Annotated in this window: 17 protein-coding genes; 8 read left to right on the top strand and 9 right to left on the bottom strand. The window is 59.2% G+C overall.

The genetic code is table 11. From position 1 onward, the window contains the following. Positions 1 to 72 precede the first annotated feature (72 nt). Both cimA and K3J57_RS07170 read left to right on the top strand, forming a co-directional pair. Complete coding sequence (gene cimA / locus K3J57_RS07175; RefSeq protein ID WP_259794722.1) at positions 73 to 1,692, top strand: citramalate synthase; 1,620 nt, start codon at positions 73 to 75, stop codon at positions 1,690 to 1,692. An 8-nt stretch (positions 1,693 to 1,700) separates the two neighbouring features. Next, the gene (locus tag K3J57_RS07170; RefSeq protein ID WP_259797671.1) at positions 1,701 to 2,447 is read left to right on the top strand and encodes a squalene/phytoene synthase family protein; all 747 of its coding nucleotides are present in this window, start codon (positions 1,701 to 1,703) and stop codon (positions 2,445 to 2,447) included. 156 nt (positions 2,448 to 2,603) lie between these two features. Here K3J57_RS07170 and eda read toward each other — a convergent pair whose 3' ends face one another. Together eda and edd are read right to left on the bottom strand one after the other, a co-directional pair. After that, positions 2,604 to 3,245: a bifunctional 4-hydroxy-2-oxoglutarate aldolase/2-dehydro-3-deoxy-phosphogluconate aldolase gene (gene eda, locus K3J57_RS07165; RefSeq protein ID WP_259797670.1), complete on the bottom strand. Its 642-nt coding sequence runs from the start codon at positions 3,243 to 3,245 to the stop codon at positions 2,604 to 2,606. After that, entirely contained in the window at positions 3,242 to 5,053 is a 1,812-nt protein-coding gene (edd, locus tag K3J57_RS07160; protein ID WP_259797669.1) for a phosphogluconate dehydratase, read from the bottom strand. The genes eda and edd overlap by 4 nt, the downstream gene beginning before the upstream one ends. A gap of 254 nt (positions 5,054 to 5,307) precedes the next feature. Between edd and K3J57_RS07155 the strand changes: the two genes are divergently transcribed. From K3J57_RS07155 to K3J57_RS07145, 3 genes are all read left to right on the top strand, one after another. Beyond that, positions 5,308 to 5,985 (top strand): DUF6778 family protein, encoded by a 678-nt coding sequence (locus K3J57_RS07155; protein WP_055191933.1) that lies wholly within the window; start codon positions 5,308 to 5,310, stop codon positions 5,983 to 5,985. Between the two features lie 91 nt (positions 5,986 to 6,076). Further along, on the top strand, positions 6,077 to 7,276 hold the full coding sequence (locus K3J57_RS07150; protein ID WP_259794712.1) for an RSP_2647 family RNA methyltransferase: 1,200 nt from the start codon (positions 6,077 to 6,079) through the stop codon (positions 7,274 to 7,276). Further along, on the top strand, positions 7,273 to 7,824 hold the full coding sequence (locus K3J57_RS07145; RefSeq protein WP_259794710.1) for an RSP_2648 family PIN domain-containing protein: 552 nt from the start codon (positions 7,273 to 7,275) through the stop codon (positions 7,822 to 7,824). The genes K3J57_RS07150 and K3J57_RS07145 overlap by 4 nt, the downstream gene beginning before the upstream one ends. A 16-nt stretch (positions 7,825 to 7,840) precedes the next feature. Here the strand turns inward: K3J57_RS07145 and K3J57_RS07140 are convergent, their stop codons facing one another. From K3J57_RS07140 to K3J57_RS07130, 3 genes are read right to left on the bottom strand one after another with little or no spacing between them, the layout of a single operon-like run. After that, positions 7,841 to 8,533, bottom strand: coding sequence for a M48 family metallopeptidase (locus K3J57_RS07140; RefSeq protein WP_055191939.1), 693 nt, complete (start codon positions 8,531 to 8,533; stop codon positions 7,841 to 7,843). 55 nt (positions 8,534 to 8,588) lie between these two features. Further along, positions 8,589 to 9,191, bottom strand: coding sequence for a DedA family protein (locus K3J57_RS07135; protein WP_259794708.1), 603 nt, complete (start codon positions 9,189 to 9,191; stop codon positions 8,589 to 8,591). Further along, positions 9,188 to 9,589 carry a hypothetical protein gene (locus K3J57_RS07130; RefSeq protein ID WP_259794706.1) on the bottom strand — a complete coding sequence of 134 codons (402 nt, stop codon included), beginning with the start codon at positions 9,587 to 9,589 and terminating at the stop codon, positions 9,188 to 9,190. The genes K3J57_RS07135 and K3J57_RS07130 overlap by 4 nt, the downstream gene beginning before the upstream one ends. A gap of 250 nt (positions 9,590 to 9,839) precedes the next feature. On the opposite strand from K3J57_RS07130, the gene K3J57_RS07125 reads away from it, so the two are divergent. Further along, a complete protein-coding gene (locus tag K3J57_RS07125) occupies positions 9,840 to 10,163 on the top strand; it encodes a DUF3817 domain-containing protein (protein ID WP_259794704.1) in 324 nt (107 codons plus the stop codon). Here the strand turns inward: K3J57_RS07125 and K3J57_RS07120 are convergent. The 4 genes from K3J57_RS07120 to K3J57_RS07105 form a co-directional block, all read right to left on the bottom strand. Beyond that, positions 10,160 to 11,344 (bottom strand): vWA domain-containing protein, encoded by a 1,185-nt coding sequence (locus K3J57_RS07120; RefSeq protein ID WP_259779108.1) that lies wholly within the window; start codon positions 11,342 to 11,344, stop codon positions 10,160 to 10,162. The genes K3J57_RS07125 and K3J57_RS07120 overlap by 4 nt on opposite strands. A 7-nt stretch (positions 11,345 to 11,351) precedes the next feature. After that, positions 11,352 to 11,510, bottom strand: a complete 159-nt coding sequence (locus K3J57_RS07115; protein ID WP_055192479.1) for a hypothetical protein — start codon at positions 11,508 to 11,510, stop codon at positions 11,352 to 11,354. A gap of 54 nt (positions 11,511 to 11,564) precedes the next feature. Next, the gene (locus K3J57_RS07110) at positions 11,565 to 12,956 is read right to left on the bottom strand and encodes a DUF2927 domain-containing protein (RefSeq protein WP_259794702.1); all 1,392 of its coding nucleotides are present in this window, start codon (positions 12,954 to 12,956) and stop codon (positions 11,565 to 11,567) included. An 824-nt stretch (positions 12,957 to 13,780) separates the two neighbouring features. Continuing rightward, on the bottom strand, positions 13,781 to 14,626 hold the full coding sequence (locus K3J57_RS07105; RefSeq protein ID WP_055191950.1) for an AAA family ATPase: 846 nt from the start codon (positions 14,624 to 14,626) through the stop codon (positions 13,781 to 13,783). A 370-nt stretch (positions 14,627 to 14,996) separates the two neighbouring features. Between K3J57_RS07105 and dksA the strand changes: the two genes are divergently transcribed. Beyond that, positions 14,997 to 15,419 carry an RNA polymerase-binding protein DksA gene (gene dksA / locus K3J57_RS07100; RefSeq protein ID WP_055192480.1) on the top strand — a complete coding sequence of 141 codons (423 nt, stop codon included), beginning with the start codon at positions 14,997 to 14,999 and terminating at the stop codon, positions 15,417 to 15,419. Positions 15,420 to 15,583: 164 nt separating this feature from the next. After that, a complete protein-coding gene (locus K3J57_RS07095; RefSeq protein WP_259777353.1) occupies positions 15,584 to 16,783 on the top strand; it encodes an FAD-dependent monooxygenase in 1,200 nt (399 codons plus the stop codon). The last annotated feature ends 11 nt before the right edge of the window (positions 16,784 to 16,794 follow it).

The following is a 16,794-nucleotide window of genomic DNA, read 5'->3' as shown; positions in this document are numbered from 1 at the left end:
GGGCGCGAAACCGCACCCACCCTCGGGCCGGGCGCAAAGCGGGGGCGATGATGATGACACGAGAGGCGCCAGATGACCGAGAAGCTCTACCTCTATGATACCACGCTGCGCGACGGGCAGCAGACGCAGGGTGTGCAGTTTTCCTTTGCGGAAAAGACCCAGATTGCCAAGGCGCTGGACGGGTTGGGCATTGATTACATCGAAGGTGGCTGGCCGGGCGCGAACCCAACGGATAGCGAGTTTTTTGACAAGGCGCCCAAGACCCGCGCGACCTTCACCGCCTTTGGCATGACCAAACGGGCTGGGCGCTCTGCCGAAAACGATGATGTGCTGGCGGGGGTGATGAATGCGGGCACGTCTGCGGTCTGTCTGGTGGGCAAAAGCCATGATTTTCACGTCACCACCGCGCTTGGTATCACGCTTGAGGAAAACATCGAAAACATTCGCGCCACGATGGACTACATGGTCCGGCAGGGGCGTGAGGCGCTTTATGATGCAGAACATTTCTTTGATGGCTACAAGGCAAACCCCAGCTACGCGATCGACTGCCTGAAGGCCGCCCATGACGCCGGTGCGCGCTGGATTGTGCTGTGTGACACCAATGGCGGCACGCTGCCGCATGAGGTGTTTGAGATCACGAAGGCCGTCATAGATGCGGGTATTCCCGGCGATCACCTTGGCATCCATACCCATGACGATACCGGCAACGCGGTGGCCTGCACGCTGGCCGCGATCGACGCGGGGGCGCGGCAAATCCAGGGCACGCTGAATGGGCTCGGTGAGCGTTGTGGCAATGCCAACCTGACAACGCTGATCCCGACGCTGCTGTTGAAAGAACCCTATGCAAGCCGGTTTGACCTCGGGGTCAGCCGGGAGGCGTTGAAAGGCTTGACCCGCCTGTCGCGCCAACTCGATGACATCCTGAACCGGGTGCCCAACAAAGCGGCGCCCTTCGTTGGTGCGTCAGCTTTCGCCCATAAGGCGGGGCTTCATGCAAGTGCGATTTTGAAAGATCCCACCACGTATGAGCATATCCCGCCGAAAACCGTGGGCAATACACGCATTGTGCCGATGTCGAACCAGGCGGGGCAATCCAACCTGCGCGCCCGGCTTGCGGATGCCGGAATTTCGGTTGAGAAGGGGGATCCGCGGCTTGCGGATATCCTGACGCGGGTGAAAGAGCGTGAGGAAAAAGGGTATGCCTATGATAGCGCGCAGGCGTCTTTTGAACTGGTGGCGCGCAAGGTCCTTGGGCAACTTCCTGAGTTTTTCGAGGTCAAGCGCTACAAGGTGACGGTTGAGCGGCGCAAGAACAAGCGCAACAGGATGGTCAGCCTGTCCGAAGCGATTGTGGTGATCAAGATAGGCGGCGAAAAGAAGCTGTCGGTTTCAGAAAGCATGGATGAGAGCGGCACCGACCGGGGGCCGGTCAACGCGCTGGCCAAGGCGCTTGGCAAAGATCTGGGTCCCTATCAGTCGATCATTGATGATATGCGGCTGGTGGACTTCAAGGTGCGCATCACGCAAGGCGGGACCGAGGCGCAGACCCGCGTGATCATCGACAGTGAAGATGGGGCCGGGCACCGCTGGTCGACGGTTGGCGTCAGCCCGAACATCGTGGATGCCTCGTTTGAGGCGCTTCTGGACGCCATCATCTGGAAACTCCTGCGCGACGGGGCCAAGGCGGTATGAGTGGCGTCATGACAGCTCATGAGGCCCTGAATGCCTGTGCGCAGATGGTGCAGAAGGGCGATCCGGATCGGTTTCTGGCGGCGATGACGGGCCGTCCCGACGAACGCGCCCGGCTGTTCCCGCTTTACGCTTTCAACCTTGAAATTGCCCGCGCGCCCTTCATGTCGAATGAGCCGATGGTCGCCCTGGTGCGGTTGCAATTCTGGCGCGACGTAATTGAAGGCAAAGCGGTTGTCGCACATGAGGTGGCCACGCCGTTGCAAGAGCTGATTGCCGCGGGCCAGCTTGATCGTGGGTTGCTGGAACAGATGGTGGATGCTCGGGAAGGGGATGTGGACGGGATTGGCCGGCAGGGTGCCTCCTCTATCCTGGCCTATGCAAAGGCCACCAGCGGCGTGCTGATGGCCGCGAGCGCAGACGGAGACCGCGAGGGGCTTGTCAGGTTTGGCACCGCGTTGGGTGTTTCCAACTGGTTGAATTCCCTTCCAGAACTTGCGCGCGTGGGTCGTGGCCATGTGCCCCCGAGCGATGAAGTCATCGCTGAACTGGCAAATGCAGGTCTGGCGGAGCTGAAAGCGGCCCGCAGATCTTTGCCACGGAAAGGGTCGGGCGCATTGCGCAGCGGATGGCGGGCGGAAGCGATCCTGACCCGCGCCAAATCCTCCCCTGATCTGGCCACTGCGGGTGCTTTGGGTGGATCGGAGTTTTCCCGCCGCGCGCGCCTCCTGTGGCTGTCCGCGCTTGGCCGCTGGTAAGCGCTTTTGCGCGTCCTAAAGCGTTTCGGTTTTAACCTGAGACAGGGAAAAGTCGAGACGCAGTCAGAAATGTCAATGTTGTGGGCGTTTCAGAATAAACATGTGTTTCAAGTTTATCCCGAAACGCTTTAGATACTGTTAGCCCGTTTGACCGGATCAGCCCAGTTTTGCAGCGGTGCGGGCAAGTGTTGTGATGCCGTCCCAATCTCCGGCCTCGATCAGCTGCTGCGGGGCCACCCAAGACCCGCCCACGCACAGAACATTGGGCAGCGACAGATAGTCTGATGCATTTGCAAGGCTCACCCCACCGGTTGGGCAGAACCGGATCTGGGGCAGGGGAGAGGCCAGGGATTTCAGAAATTTGCTCCCCCCGGCGGCCTCTGCGGGAAAGAACTTCTGCACCGAATACCCGCGTTCCAGAAGGCGCATGGCTTCGGTGGCGGTGCTGGCTCCCGGCAAAAGTGGCAGTTCCACGGCTTCGCAGCTGTCGATCAAGAGGTCGGTCACGCCGGGGGAAACGGCAAATTTGGCGCCAGCAGTTTTGGCATCGGCGGCATGGGTTGGGGTCAGAACGGTCCCGGCCCCGACAATACCCCCTTCCACCTGAGACATTTCCGCGATTACTTCGATGGCGGCAGGCGTGCGCAGGGTGACTTCCAGCACCGGAAGCCCGCCCGCGACAAGAGCGCGGGCCAGCGGTTGTGCATGGGCCGGATCATGCACCACGAGGACCGGAATAACAGGCGCCCGGGTGCAGATGTCTTCGCTGAAGGCCGTGGCGGCGGCAGCAGGTGTCATGTGTCATCTCCTGTCAGGATCGGGGAGGCGCCGGTGGTGGCCGGGCCGACATGCTGGCGAAACGCGGCGAACAATTCGCGCCCCATGCCGGTTTCGTTGGCGGTAAGGTCCTTGGTTTCAGGCGTGCGATCCGCAAACCCGTTGGTCAGCACCTGAAGCTGGCCGGTGGTGGCATCAAGGCGGATCAGGTCCCCATCCCGGACCCGTGCGATCGGACCACCTGCCGCGGCTTCGGGTGAAATATGAATGGCTGCGGGAACTTTTCCCGAAGCCCCGGACATGCGCCCGTCTGTCACAAGGGCCACTTTCAGACCGCGATCCTGGAGCACGGAAAGAACCGGGGTCAGGCCGTGCAACTCGGGCATACCATTGGCTTGCGGCCCCTGAAAGCGCACGACGACGATAGTATCTGTTGTGATTTCATTGGCTTGAAAGGCTGCCTTCACGCTTGATTGATCGGTAAAGACCCGTGCTGGTGCTTCGATAATGTGGCGCTCCGCTGCCACGGCGGAGGTTTTAATCACGCCTTGCCCAAGGTTGCCATCCAGCTTGGCCAGCCCCCCGGTCGGCTGAAACCCCTCGGAGGGAGGGCGCAGGATCTTGTCGTTCAGGCTGGTGCGTGGGGCAGGTTCCCAGCGTACTCTTTCACCTGCGAGCTTGGCTTCAACTGCGTAGTTTTCCAACGGTCCCGCCACCGTGGTGACATCGTTATGCAAGAGCCCCGCTTCGAGCAGATGGCCGATCATGTAGCCAAGGCCGCCGGCTGCATGGAAATGGTTCACATCCGCCAGCCCATTGGGATAAACGCGGGCCATCAGTGGAACGGCGGCGGAAATATCGGCAAAATCCTCAAGTGTCAGGATCACCCCGGCCGCGCGGGCCATGGCAGGCAGGTGCAGCACCAGATTGGTGGATCCACCTGTTGCCATCAGCCCGACAATCCCGTTCACGAAGGCGCGGGCGTCCAGCACATGGGCGGCGGGTGTATGCCGGTCAGGCGCTGCGATTTCAATTGCGCGGCGCACCCCTTCGCGGGTCAACGCATCGCGCAGGGGGGTGTGAGGGTTGACGAAGCTTGATCCCGGAAGATGCAGTCCCATAAACTCCATCAGCATCTGATTGGAATTGGCGGTGCCGTAAAATGTGCAGGTTCCGGGGCCGTGATAGGCGGCCATTTCCGCCTGCATCAGGGCTTTTCGGTCAATCTCACCTTTGGCGAAGCGTTTCCGTATTTCGGCTTTTTCATCATTTGGCAGGCCAGAGGTCATGGGGCCTGCGGGCAGGAACACTGCGGGGATGTGCCCAAAAGTGGCAGCGGCCATGACAAGACCGGGAACAATCTTGTCGCAAACCCCAAGGTAGAGTGCTGCATCATAGGTGTTGTGGCTGAGCGCGATGGCTGCGGCCATGGCAATCACGTCACGGGAAAACAGGCTCAGCTCCATGCCTGTTTCGCCTTGGGTAACGCCGTCACACATGGCGGGCACCCCGCCTGCCACCTGGGCGGTGGCGCCCATCTCACGCGCGGTCTGTTTGATCAGGTCGGGGTAGGTGGCATAGGGGGCATGGGCCGACAGCATATCGTTATACGCGGTGACAATGCCCAGGTTCGGGGCCGTCCCCTCTGCAAGACTGGTCTGGTCTGGTCCTGCCCCGGCATAGGCGTGCGCCTGTCCCGAACATCCCAAATGCCCGCGGGCTGTCCCTTTCGCAATCGCGGCGTCGATCTTGGCCAGATAGGCAGCGCGGGTATGTCTGGAACGTGTTTCAATCCGTTCTGTAACCTTGTCTATCCGGGAATTCAGCATGGCGGTCCTTTGGGGTGAGTTTGGGAACGGAGCGGCGCAAGGAGTGAATAGCAGGATCTGCTATCGCTAACAAGTGCGGCCAGGTGATGCAGGGGGGCTTTCCGGGCAATTAAGAAAATGTGGTTTTTCAGATTGATAGTGCATTTGTCACAGGGTTACCCTGCGGTTTCCTTAATGCTGCCTCAATTGGTTAACAAGATCCTACGAAAAAGGATGTGCAGAATGCACTTCCATCGCATCAATCGGAGGCGAGCATGAAACTGGGTAAGCTCTTTCTTGGCATGGTGGCCATCGCGGCCTTGTCGGCCTGTATGAAACCAGGGGAAGTGACGCGGGCGCAACCTTCCAATCTTGAACTGGGGGCGGCAAGCGGCGCACAACAGCCCAAATCCGTTGAATATAATGTCACGGATGTTCGCGTGACCGTGCCGCGCAGCCTTACCGTTTCCGAGGCCAACTCGCTGAAGCCGAGAGCCGACATTGTCTGGCGCGAAGACCCGCTTGGGGATCGCTACAAACAGGTTCAGGTGATCCTTGACGACGCGTTTGATCGCGGGGTCAGCACCCTGAATAAAGGGCGTCCGGTGGTTCTTGAGATCACCTTGCAGGAGTTCCATGCCCTGACCCAGCGCACACGTTATACCTATGGGGGCACCCATGCGCTGCGCTTCGATCTTACGGTTCTGGACGCAAAAACCGGGATGATCCTGGAGCCCAAACGCACGATTCAAAATGACCTGCGCGCTTTTGGCGGAGAAGAGGCGCTGGCCGCAGAGGCACGGGGTGAGACGCAGAAAGTTCGGATTACCGCCCATCTGGCAGCCGTCATTTATCAGGAAATGACCCGCCCGAGAGATTTCCTGCCCGCGGATTTTGTTCCCCATATGCCGCAGACCACCGTTGCTGCCGTTGCTCCCGAGGCAGCTCAGTAAGCTGGCGACCTTTCAGCAAAGCAGACCGAAACAGGCGGCGTCAGCCGCCTTTTTCATTGGCCCCCCCGGCAAAACCGGCTAACAGGCGGGCATGACTGATACGCGCCCCACAATCCGCCTTAAACCAAAAGCCAACGCCCGCGCCATTCGCCATGGCGCCCCGTGGGTTTATGACAATGAAGCTGTCACTGATCGCCGGACAAAAAAACTGGCTGCAGGAACAATTGCGGTGCTCGAGGATGGTGACCGGGCGGCTTTGGCCACGGTGGCGATCAACCCCGGCTCGCGCATTATTGCGCGTGTGCTGGATCGCGATCCCGAGGCGCAGATAGATCGCAACTGGCTGCGCGGAAAACTGGCCGCGGCGCTGGCCCATCGTGAAACCTTGTTCGACGCGCCGTTTTACCGGCTGGTGCATGCAGAGGCAGACGGGCTTCCCGGGGTGATCATAGACCGTTTCGGCGACGTTGCGGTTGTGCAGCCCAACGCTGCCTGGGCGGAGCTCCTGCTGGATGATCTGACCACCGCCCTTGCCGAAGTGACCGGCGTGACCACCATTTTAAAAAATGCAGGCGGGCGGGCCCGGGTGCTGGAGGGGCTGAGTGATGAAAATGCCGTGCTGCTTGGGGATCTACCCAAGGCGCCGGTCCCGGTGTCGATGAATGGCGCAACCTATCTGGCTGACCTGGTGGGGGGGCAGAAAACGGGTTTGTTCTATGACCAGCGCCCCAATCACGCATTTGCGGCGGGTCTTGCCAGGGATGCGCGGGTTCTGGACGTGTTCTCTCATGTTGGGGGCTTTGCCTTGGCGGCACTGGCGGGCGGTGCGAAATCCGCCCTGTCGGTTGACGGGTCGGCGGCGGCGCTGGAGCTTGCTGCGGGTGGGGCCGACGCGATGGGGGCCGCAGATCGGTTTGCCACCCGCAAGGGGGATGCCTTTGACGTCTTGACGGCGCTGGCCGAGGAAGGGGCGCAGTTTGACGTGGTGATCTGCGATCCGCCTGCCTTTGCCCCGTCGAAAAAGGCGTTGGAACCGGGGCTGCGGGCTTATGAACGCGTGGCACGGCTGGCAGCGCCCTTGGTGGCACCCGGTGGATATCTTGGGCTGTGTTCCTGTTCGCATGCGGCAACCGTGGACAAGTTCCGCAATGCCTCGAACCGCGGAATCGGCCGGGCCGGGCGTGTGTCGCAACTGATCCACACCGGATATGCGGGCGCTGATCACCCCCAGCACCCACAGCTTGCGGAAAGCGGCTATCTCAAGGCGCTGTTTTACCGGATGTTGCCGTGAAGGTTTGTATCGACGCCTGCGTGCTTTACCCGACGGTGATGCGCGAAATGGTGTTGGGGGCGGCTGAGGCCGGTCTGTTTGCCCCCTTCTGGTCACCGCGTATCCTTGAGGAATGGGCGCGTGCCGCAGCGCGCCTTGGTCCGGATCAAGAGATGTTTGCGCGGGGTGAGATTGCCCAGCTGAATGCCCGGTGGCCATCGGCCAGCGTGGCCCCGCGAGAAGGGGACATGCGCAGGCTTTACCTGCCCGATGAAAATGACATTCATGTTCTGGCGTCGGCCATAGCAGCAGGGGCCGATGTCTTGCTGACGCTTAATCGTGCAGATTTTCCGGGCCATGTGTTGGCGGAAGAGGGGCTGCGCCGCGAAAGCCCGGACCTGTTCCTGCGTGATTTCGTCGACACCCACCCGCAACAGATGACCGCGCTGGGTGAGCGGGTTTTGGCGGAGGCGCGTCGTCTGTCAGGAGAGGACAGCTGGACGCTGCGCAGCCTGATGAAAAAGGCGCGCCTGCCACGTTTGGGCAAAGCGCTGGAGCAACTTGGTTGACGCGGTCCGCCCGGTTTCAAAGCGTTTCAACCGACCATTTGGCCTCGTTTTTCTCAATCGCGGCAATGCGATCTGCGGTTTTTGGATGGCTCATCAACCATGCAGGCATCACCCCGCCGCGCCCCTTGGTGAGGTGATCGAGCTTCCCAAACAGGGACTTCTGCGCCTCTGTGCCAATGCCTGATTTGAGCAGGAGCGCGGAGGCATATTCATCCGCTTCATATTCATCCCCTCGCGAAAGCCCCGCCGCCACGAGGCGGGTCAGGAAGCGGGCGATATAGACACCGGCGCCGGGCAAAAAGCGCGACAGCATCATGCTCAGCACTGTGCGCAATGCGTTCTGCCCGGAAAAATCAATCATGCGTTTGCGGGCATGTCCAAGGGCCACGTGCCCCAGTTCATGGGCAATCACCGAGGCCAGTTCCGGTCCGGTGACGCGGCCATTGCGATATTCCTCCATGAACCCGCGGGTGATGAAAATCCGTCCATCCGGCGCGGCCAGGCCATTGATCGGCTGAATTTCATAGACGAAAACCCGGATCCGGGGCAGGTCGAGGGCGCGTGCCATCTGGTCGGTCAGCTGTTTCAATCCCGCATCAGCCAGTTCCGAAGAATTCTCGTCCAGCTCGCGATGGGTGCGCCAGACCGAAAACCGGTAAAGCACATAGCCATAAAGGACAGGGAGAAGGATAGGGAGGAGCTTCAGCATGAAGCTTATATGGGGGCAAAACCTGATTTGGGAAAGAGGAACCAACCGGTTCGTTTCAGGTTTTTCGACTGCGGACCATGGCGTGGATCCAAGAAAAAAGGAGAGCAGCCAGGGTCAGTGCGGCAAGAAAGCCAGCCAGATTTCCCATGACACCGGCCAGATATTCAACCTGATTGGCAAACCCATATCCGAGACCTACGTAAAGTGTGACCCAGAGGACCTCTCCGATCAGGTCCCAAAGGGTAAAGCGTCCCCAGGACAGCCCCGTCGCGCCTGCGGTGAAGTTGACCCATGGACCAAGTGGTGCGACGGCCCATGTGGAGAGAAACACGCCAAGGCCGCCAAAGCGGTCGATCAGCTTTTGTGCCCGTTGCAGGACCCGTTTTCGCGCGGGGCGACGGGTCAGGCCGCGCAAGACAGTCGGTCCGCCCCAGCGCCCGAGTGCAAATCCGGTCTGGTCCCCAATCACCGCGCCCGCAAATGCCATGGCTGCAACCAGAGCCAGATCCAGATCCCCAACGGCAGAAAACGCCCCGCCTGCCAGCATCATCAAAGAGGTCGGGATCGGGAGCGCGAGACAAGAAAGAAAGGCGGCTGCAAAGACCACCCATGGTCCATAGGTGGTCAGCAGGGCAAAAACGGCTTCCGTGGTCATCATTGGCCCGCATCCCCGGCGGGGTGTTCGCTTTGATAGACCGACAGCCCCGTGTCGATCCTTTGCAGCAATTCAATCAGCGCCAGATCATGTTTGGCTGCGATATCATTCAGCGATCGGGGGCCGTTTTCAAGATCAAGACCCGGCACCGCTGATTGCATGATGTCCATCATGTCAGGGCGTGGGATGCGCCAGGAATGGGCCACGTATCTCGGGGTCATCCAACCGGCAAGCGGTTGATTGTGATGGTCGGGATTGCTCCAATATACGGCTTCGCTGATGGTGCGGGTTGCGAAAACGCCGCCTGCAATCAGGCAAAGGATCATCAGCGCGGTTGCCACCGGAGCAGCGCGCCACATGGTTTGAAGCTGGATTTTTACCGTGTTCAATAGGCGTTTCACGCGATCCTCCTTGCGGCTTTCATATCTTATACTTCTTGTTGCCCCGTTTCCGTCGCCTGTCGTTGCGACATTTCGCCGGGTGTCTTGAAGACGGTCGTGCGCCTATCTGATGAAGGGTGCTGAACAAAGGGTCTCGGGATGGGGCCGGAACACGTGGTTGTTTTGAAACACCCACAACATTGAAACCTCTTCCGGTGTTTCGACCTTCCCCGTCTCAGGTGGAATTCGAAACGCTTCAGGGACCGATATCATGACCAAAGCCCGTTGGATCCGGATATTCCGATATGTCGCCTCAATCGAAGGGTGGAGCTATGTTGTGTTGCTGTTTGTGGCCATGCCGTTGAAATACTGGGCTGAAATGGATGCGGGTGTTACGCTGGCCGGAAGGGTGCATGGCGGATTGTTCATTGCCTATATTGCCGCCCTGTTTGGTGCCGCGGGGCTGGGGGGACTGTCGAGCGAACGGGTCAATTGGGCATTGCTGGCCAGTTTGCTGCCTTTTGGGACCTTTCTGCACGACCCCTATCTGAAGCGGGAAGAACAGGATCTGCGCGGTTTGCAACAGGAGGTTTAACGCCCCAGATCGCGCATCCCGCGATCAATGCCTTCCAGCGTCATTGGGACCATGCGCCCCTCGAAAATCTCATTGATCATCTGAATGGACTGGGTGTAGCGCCAATGATGCTCCGGTGTCGGATTGATCCACATGTGATTTGGCCATTGCTCGCGCGCGCGCTGCAGCCAGACCTGGCCGGCTTCATCGTTCCAATGCTCGTTGGCACCACCGCGATAGGCGACCTCGTAGGGGGACATGGAGGCATCGCCCACAAAGATACATTTGTAATCCGGCCCATAGGTGCGCAGAACCTCCCAGGTCGGGGTCTGGTCATTCCAGCGCCGGGTATTGTCGCGCCAGACCCCTTCGTAGAGACAGTTGTGGAAATAGTAATATTCGAGATGCTTGAACTCCGCGCGTGCGGCGGAAAACAGTTCCTCAACCACCTTGATATGCGGATCCATGGATCCGCCTACATCCAGAAATAGCAGGACTTTCACGGCGTTGTGCCGTTCCGGCCGGGTCTTTACGTCAAGATAGCCATGTTCGGCCGTGGCGCGGATGGTGCCGTCCAAATCCAGTTCTTCATGTGCCCCGTCACGGGCCCAGTTGCGCAGGCGCTTCAGGGCCACTTTGATGTTGCGTGTGCCCAGTTCCACATCACCGTCCAGATTTCTGAACTCCCGCTTGTCCCAAACCTTCACCGCGCGCTGGTGGCGCGAGCGGTCCTGCCCGATCCGCACCCCTTCGGGGTTGTAGCCATAGGCCCCGAACGGCGATGTTCCTGCCGTGCCAATCCATTTGTTGCCGCCCTGGTGTCGGCCTTCCTGCTCTTTCAGACGCTCTTTCAGCGTCTCCATCAGCTTGTCAAACCCACCCAGCGCCTCAATCTCGGCCTTTTCTTCCTCGGTCAGAAACTTCTCGGCCATTTTTTCGAGCCATTCCTGAGGGATATCGACGACTTCCAGCATCTCATCCATGCTGATCGCCTCCAGTCCCTCAAAGCTCATCGCAAAGGCCTGATCGAACTTGTCGATATTTCGTTCGTCTTTCACCATCGAGGTGCGGGCAAGATAGTAGAACCCCTCAATGTCATAGGTGACAAGACCTGACTTGATGCCTTCAAGAAAAGTCAGATATTCGCGCAGGGAAACCGGAACGCGGCAGGCCCGAAGATTTTCGAAAAAAGGAAGAAACATCAGTAGATTACCTTGCGAAGATGACAGAGGCAAAAATGGCCAGGAGGGCAAAGATAATGCCGTGAACCGCTGCGTATTGGGCCAGGTCAAACCCGGTTCCTCCACGCTTATGCGCCCGCCAGGCGCCAATGGCTGCTCCTGCAAGCAGGGCTGCGATGATACCCATGGCCTTCTCCCTTGCCGTCTGTTTCCCGCAAGGGTCCGTTGCAGGCCCGAGGGGTCAACCCGGTGAAATGGCAGCAATTTCGCGCAACCGCGCGCTTACCTGATCCGTCGAACCAAAGCCATACCGTGCCCAGCCCAGACTGTCGAGCCTCACCAGCTGGGCTTCGGTGTCGCGGCCCGCAAGGTCCAGCGCCTCTGCCTTCAGCATCAGAAGGGTTGAGAGAAGGGCGGCATTTTCCGCGGATTTCACGGGGGCGATATGGCGATTGACGATGTCGATGGCTTCCTCGGCATGGCCAAAAGACAGGGCATAGGCCGCCAGCTGAACCCCCATATGAGCGGCCTGAAGGCGTGCTCCGGGGCTGGCACTGTAAATGCGGTCGGCCTGACGGAAGGCATCAAAAGCACCAGTGCTATTGCTGGCCAATGTCAGGCGACCCTGAACAAATAGGCTGAAGGCAAGGCGGGGGCCTTGCCAGCCTTGCGCCCGGGCAATCTCCACGGCTTTGATCGCGGCGGCACGTCTTTGAACCTGGCTACGTCCCTGTCCCAGCGCGGTTTCAATGGCGTTTTTCCATTCTCGCGGGGCAGGCGGGTGGTGACGTGGCAGACCGATACCACCCGCCGGGTTCAGCCGGGCGAGCAGTGCCGGCAATTGTGCAGCCACCTGGGCGCGTGTCATTCCCGAGCGCAGCTCTGGCGCGTAAAACGCGCGCAGGATCAGCATGTCAAACCCCGTCAGGACAGTGTGAAAATTATCATCGTTGAAAACGGAATTTGTCAATCTATACAGGTCGTTAACCGGGCCAAGAGCCTGTGCCATCTCTTCATGCAGACAATCGCGCATCTCTTGTGGGGCGACATTTCCAGGCAAAAAGATCGACATCTTTGTTCTGGTGCGCAGCTGAGTCCAGTCTGTCACAATTGTTCCGCGGAAGGATTTGTATTCCTGCCAGCTTGCCACATTCGGAGCCACGAAGCAGGCTGCATGGGGCACAAGGCGCTGGAGTTCGGCCTTTGGGACAACCTCAACGGTGAGGGCTGCGGGGCGTGCGCTGTCAACCTGTCGAATATCAATGGCCGCCTCGATTCGCAGGCGTTGCAGTAACTGGGTCAGATCCTGTTGCATCTGACCGGGGTAACGCCCCAGAACTCTTACTGTAACAGGCCCCTCAAACCGGCTAAGAACGGGCAGGGGGCGCCCGCTTTCAAGCTGAAAGCTGAGGTCGAGGAAATCACCCGCGATATCTGAATTGCGCCGTTCCGGACGCGGGATGGAGGTATTGCTGAACGCTTTCATCGGCGGAAGGGCCGGTGAGAAATTCGGCACCTGTCGCGCAGTGACATCACCGGCACCGTTGCCCGCACTTGTCCCGCCGGGGGACATGCAACCAGACAAAACCAGCCCGGTCAGGGCCATCGCGACCCCCAGAACTTTCTTCCGCATCGTCAGCTCCTTCGTGATCCGGGAGCGTGGCACGATGTCGTGCCCCCCCGGAGATAGGTCTTTCGAGCGGTATGGTTGACGGTATGGGGGTGTGGTTGCGCAATCCGCGTCAACAATGGCCCAGGCGGAGCCTCTGTTCGGCGGGCATTTGCGCGATGACACAAGGCAGGTTCGGCTGAACTGGCAAGGTGCAGCCCCGCTGCGGCCATCTTGATGCAAACATCCACCACCCTTTGCCGGACACGACAACAAACATCCCAGCCAAGCGCAAACTGCCTGCTGAGACCCCGCGTCCACGGGTGGCAATCGTTCGGGTGCGCAAACACATGACGGAAAGGAGCGGTTTCAAGACCCCTGTCTCCGACAATCCCCCGCCAGCATGTCATGTGACCTTCCCACGGGTCAGTACGACAGGACTTGGCGGATCGCATCAGCGTCCGAACGGAATTGTGAGCATTGCTTCCCATAACAATACAATCACACCGTTACTATGCCCCCCCAGGCATAATCTCAGGTTAGTTAATAAACCGGGTTAAAGAAAGAAAAAGAGCGGGGCAAATGTGGCGTAAAAAGACTGTTTTCGTATTGGAACCAATGGAAAATCAATATCTTGTTGTGGATAACTCATCTTCTACAAGTCTGTGTGGGGGTGTTTGGAAATTCTCGACGAATTTGCCGCTGACGGGATGGTTTGGTGATTCTGTGGACAAACCCCGTTGTGGCGGGGGGAAACTGTCGAGTTCCTTGGCAAGACATGCCGGCATTGGGCACAAAGAAAAGGCGACCCGCAGGGCCGCCTTTGGCTTTAAGCTGTTTGCACCTTGTCAGCGGCGCCCGCGCGCCATGAAGGCAAGCCGTTCAAACAGATGCACATCCTGTTCGTTTTTCAAAAGGGCCCCATGCAATGTGGGCAGAGCACTGGCGCCGTCACGTTTCAGATCCTCGGGTGAAATGTCCTCTGCCAGCAGCAGTTTCAGCCAATCCAGAACTTCCGAGGTGGAAGGTTTCTTTTTCAGCCCGGTCTGTTCGCGGATCTCGTAAAACTGTGTCAATGCAGTGGTCAGAAGCTGCGGTTTGATCCCCGGGTGATGCACTTCGACGATCTTGGCCATCGTCTCCATATCCGGGAAGCGGATATAATGGAAGAAACAGCGGCGCAGGAAGGCGTCCGGCAGTTCTTTTTCATTGTTGGAGGTGATGATGATGATCGGGCGATGACGGGCGCGAATGGTTTCACCGGTCTCGTAGACATGGAACTCCATCTTATCGAGTTCCTGCAGCAGGTCGTTCGGAAATTCGATATCTGCCTTGTCGATTTCATCAATGAGCAGAACGATGCGCTCATCCGCCTCAAAGGCTTCCCACAGCTTGCCGCGTTTGATGTAGTTGGAAATATCATGCACCCGCTCATCGCCCAGCTGGCTGTCGCGCAGGCGCGATACGGCGTCATATTCGTAAAGACCCTGCTGCGCCTTGGTGGTGGACTTGATGTTCCACTCGATCATCTTTGCCCCCAGCGCCGTGGCCACCTGGCGGGCGAGTTCGGTTTTACCCGTGCCCGGCTCCCCTTTGACCAAAAGAGGGCGCTGCAGGGTTACGGCGGCATTCACCGCCACTTTCAGATCATCCGTGGCCACATAGTCGGAAGTGCCTTCAAATCGTGCGGTCATGGGGTCCGGTCCTGTTTAGCTGTCATTTCCGTCCCTGAGGTAAAGAGCGCGCGCCGTTTTTGCAAGTCGCACCGAATGGGGCCGCCCCGCTGGAGAGGGTAACGCTACGTGATGTGCAGGCAGATCGGGGCGATTGGGTGATTTTGATCCGGCTTTGTGTGCCTTGGCATTCCGTTTGAAGCGCAGTTTCCCCGGTTTTACAGGGATTTCCGAGCTGTTTCACAGTTTTGATCAGAAGAGAGGGAATGAGGCGTTTTCCACTAGTGACATTGGCACGGCAGGGGTGTAAACGAACGCTCAGGAGGAAACCGGGCGGCGCGAGCAGATGGAGATGTCAGCCATGGCTGTCCGGGAGCAAAAGGATATAGAGATGAAAGCGGAAGTTTTCCTGCCTGACGATTATCAGCCTGCGGAAGACGAACCTTTCATGAATGAGCGACAGCAGGAATATTTCCGCCGCAAACTGGAAGCGTGGAAAGCTGAGCTCCTTGATGAAAGCCGTCACACCATTGAAGGCCTGCAAGACAACACGCGAAACATTCCCGATATTGCAGACCGTGCTTCGGAAGAAACCGACCGGGCACTGGAATTGCGGACCCGGGATCGTCAGCGCAAACTGGTGGCAAAGATCGAACAGGCGTTGCGCCGTCTTGAAGAAGGCGAATATGGCTATTGTGAAGAGACTGGAGATCCGATCTCTCTGAAGCGACTGGACGCACGTCCGATTGCGACGCTGAGCCTGGAAGCACAGGAGCGCCATGAGCGCCGCGAAAAAGTGCATCGCGACGATTGATCCGTTCACGATCACCAAGGAATTGCCCGGGTTCGCCCGGGCTTTTGCTTTCCGGGTCAACGTCTTTTTCCGGGTGTGACCTTTCTGCGGCTTGCCGTTGAAGCCTATCCCGTTGAAAATACCCCAGACAAAGACCAAATCACCGCCAGACCGGACACGACGATATGACAAAGCTACAAAATCACGACATCACCGTTCTTGGTGGCGGGATCGGCGGTCTGACGGCGGCGATTGCGCTTGCACAGAAGGGGGCAAATGTCACCGTCCTTGAACAGGCCCCGGAGATCACCGAAGTGGGGGCCGGATTGCAGATCAGCCCCAACGGGTTTCGGGTTCTGCAGGCGCTTGGGCTTGAAAAGGCCGCATATGAGGCCAGTATGCGCTCCAAGGGTGTGTGGCTGCGCGATGGCATGTCGGGACGTGAGGTGGTGGATCTGAACTTTGGCGCCATTGCCCCGGATGACACGTTCTTGCTGTTTCACCGGGCCGACCTGATCGGTCTTTTGGCGGATGCTGCGCGCCGCGAAGGGGTTGAGATCCGCCTGAACCAGCAGGTGGTTGACGTCGAAGATGGTGACGCGGGGGTCGGGGTGCGCTTTGCAGACGGTTCCGCGCATCATTGTGCGTTCCTGGTGGGGGCGGACGGGTTGCATTCCATCGTGCGCGGCAAGCTTAACGGTGTGGAACATCCGTTTTTCACCGGACAGGTGGCCTGGCGCGCCATTGTCCCGGCCACCGGGCGCGAACAGGCTGAGGCCACCGTCTTTATGGGACCGGGACGCCACATGGTTACCTATCCGCTGCGTGGCGGGTCGCTGGTCAACATCGTCGCCGTTGAGGAGAGAGCTGCCTGGGTTGATGAGGGGTGGAATACTCCGGATGACCCAGCCAATCTGCGCGCCGCCTTTGCGGGGTTCTGCGATGACGCCATGGCGCTTTTGGAACGGGTTGAGGATGTGAAAGTCTGGGGGCTTCACCGGCACGAGGTTGCTCCGGTCTGGTATCAGGGTAGCAAGGGGGGGCACATGGTGCTGCTCGGGGACGCCGCCCATCCCACGCTGCCCTTCATGGCACAGGGGGCGGTGATGGCGCTCGAGGATGCCTGGGTGCTGGCTCATTGTCTGTCTCACGAAGGGATGGAGCGGGGAGGGGCGCTGTATCAGGCCCGCCGTGGTCCACGTACCCGCCACATCGTGGAAGCCGCGAATAAGAATGCCCGCAACTACCACTATGGAAATCCGGCGGCCCGGATGATTGGTCACACCGCGCTGCGGTTGGCCGGGCGCTTTGTGCCTCACCTTGTTTATAACCGGTTTCGCTGGATTTACGACGCAGATGTCACCGCGGATGTCACCCGCCCCTGAAACTGCGCGCG

Source organism: Aliiroseovarius crassostreae (assembly GCF_025137635.1).
Classification (GTDB): Bacteria; Pseudomonadota; Alphaproteobacteria; order Rhodobacterales; family Rhodobacteraceae; genus Aliiroseovarius; species Aliiroseovarius crassostreae.
This window is presented reverse-complemented; position numbering and strand designations above follow the sequence as displayed.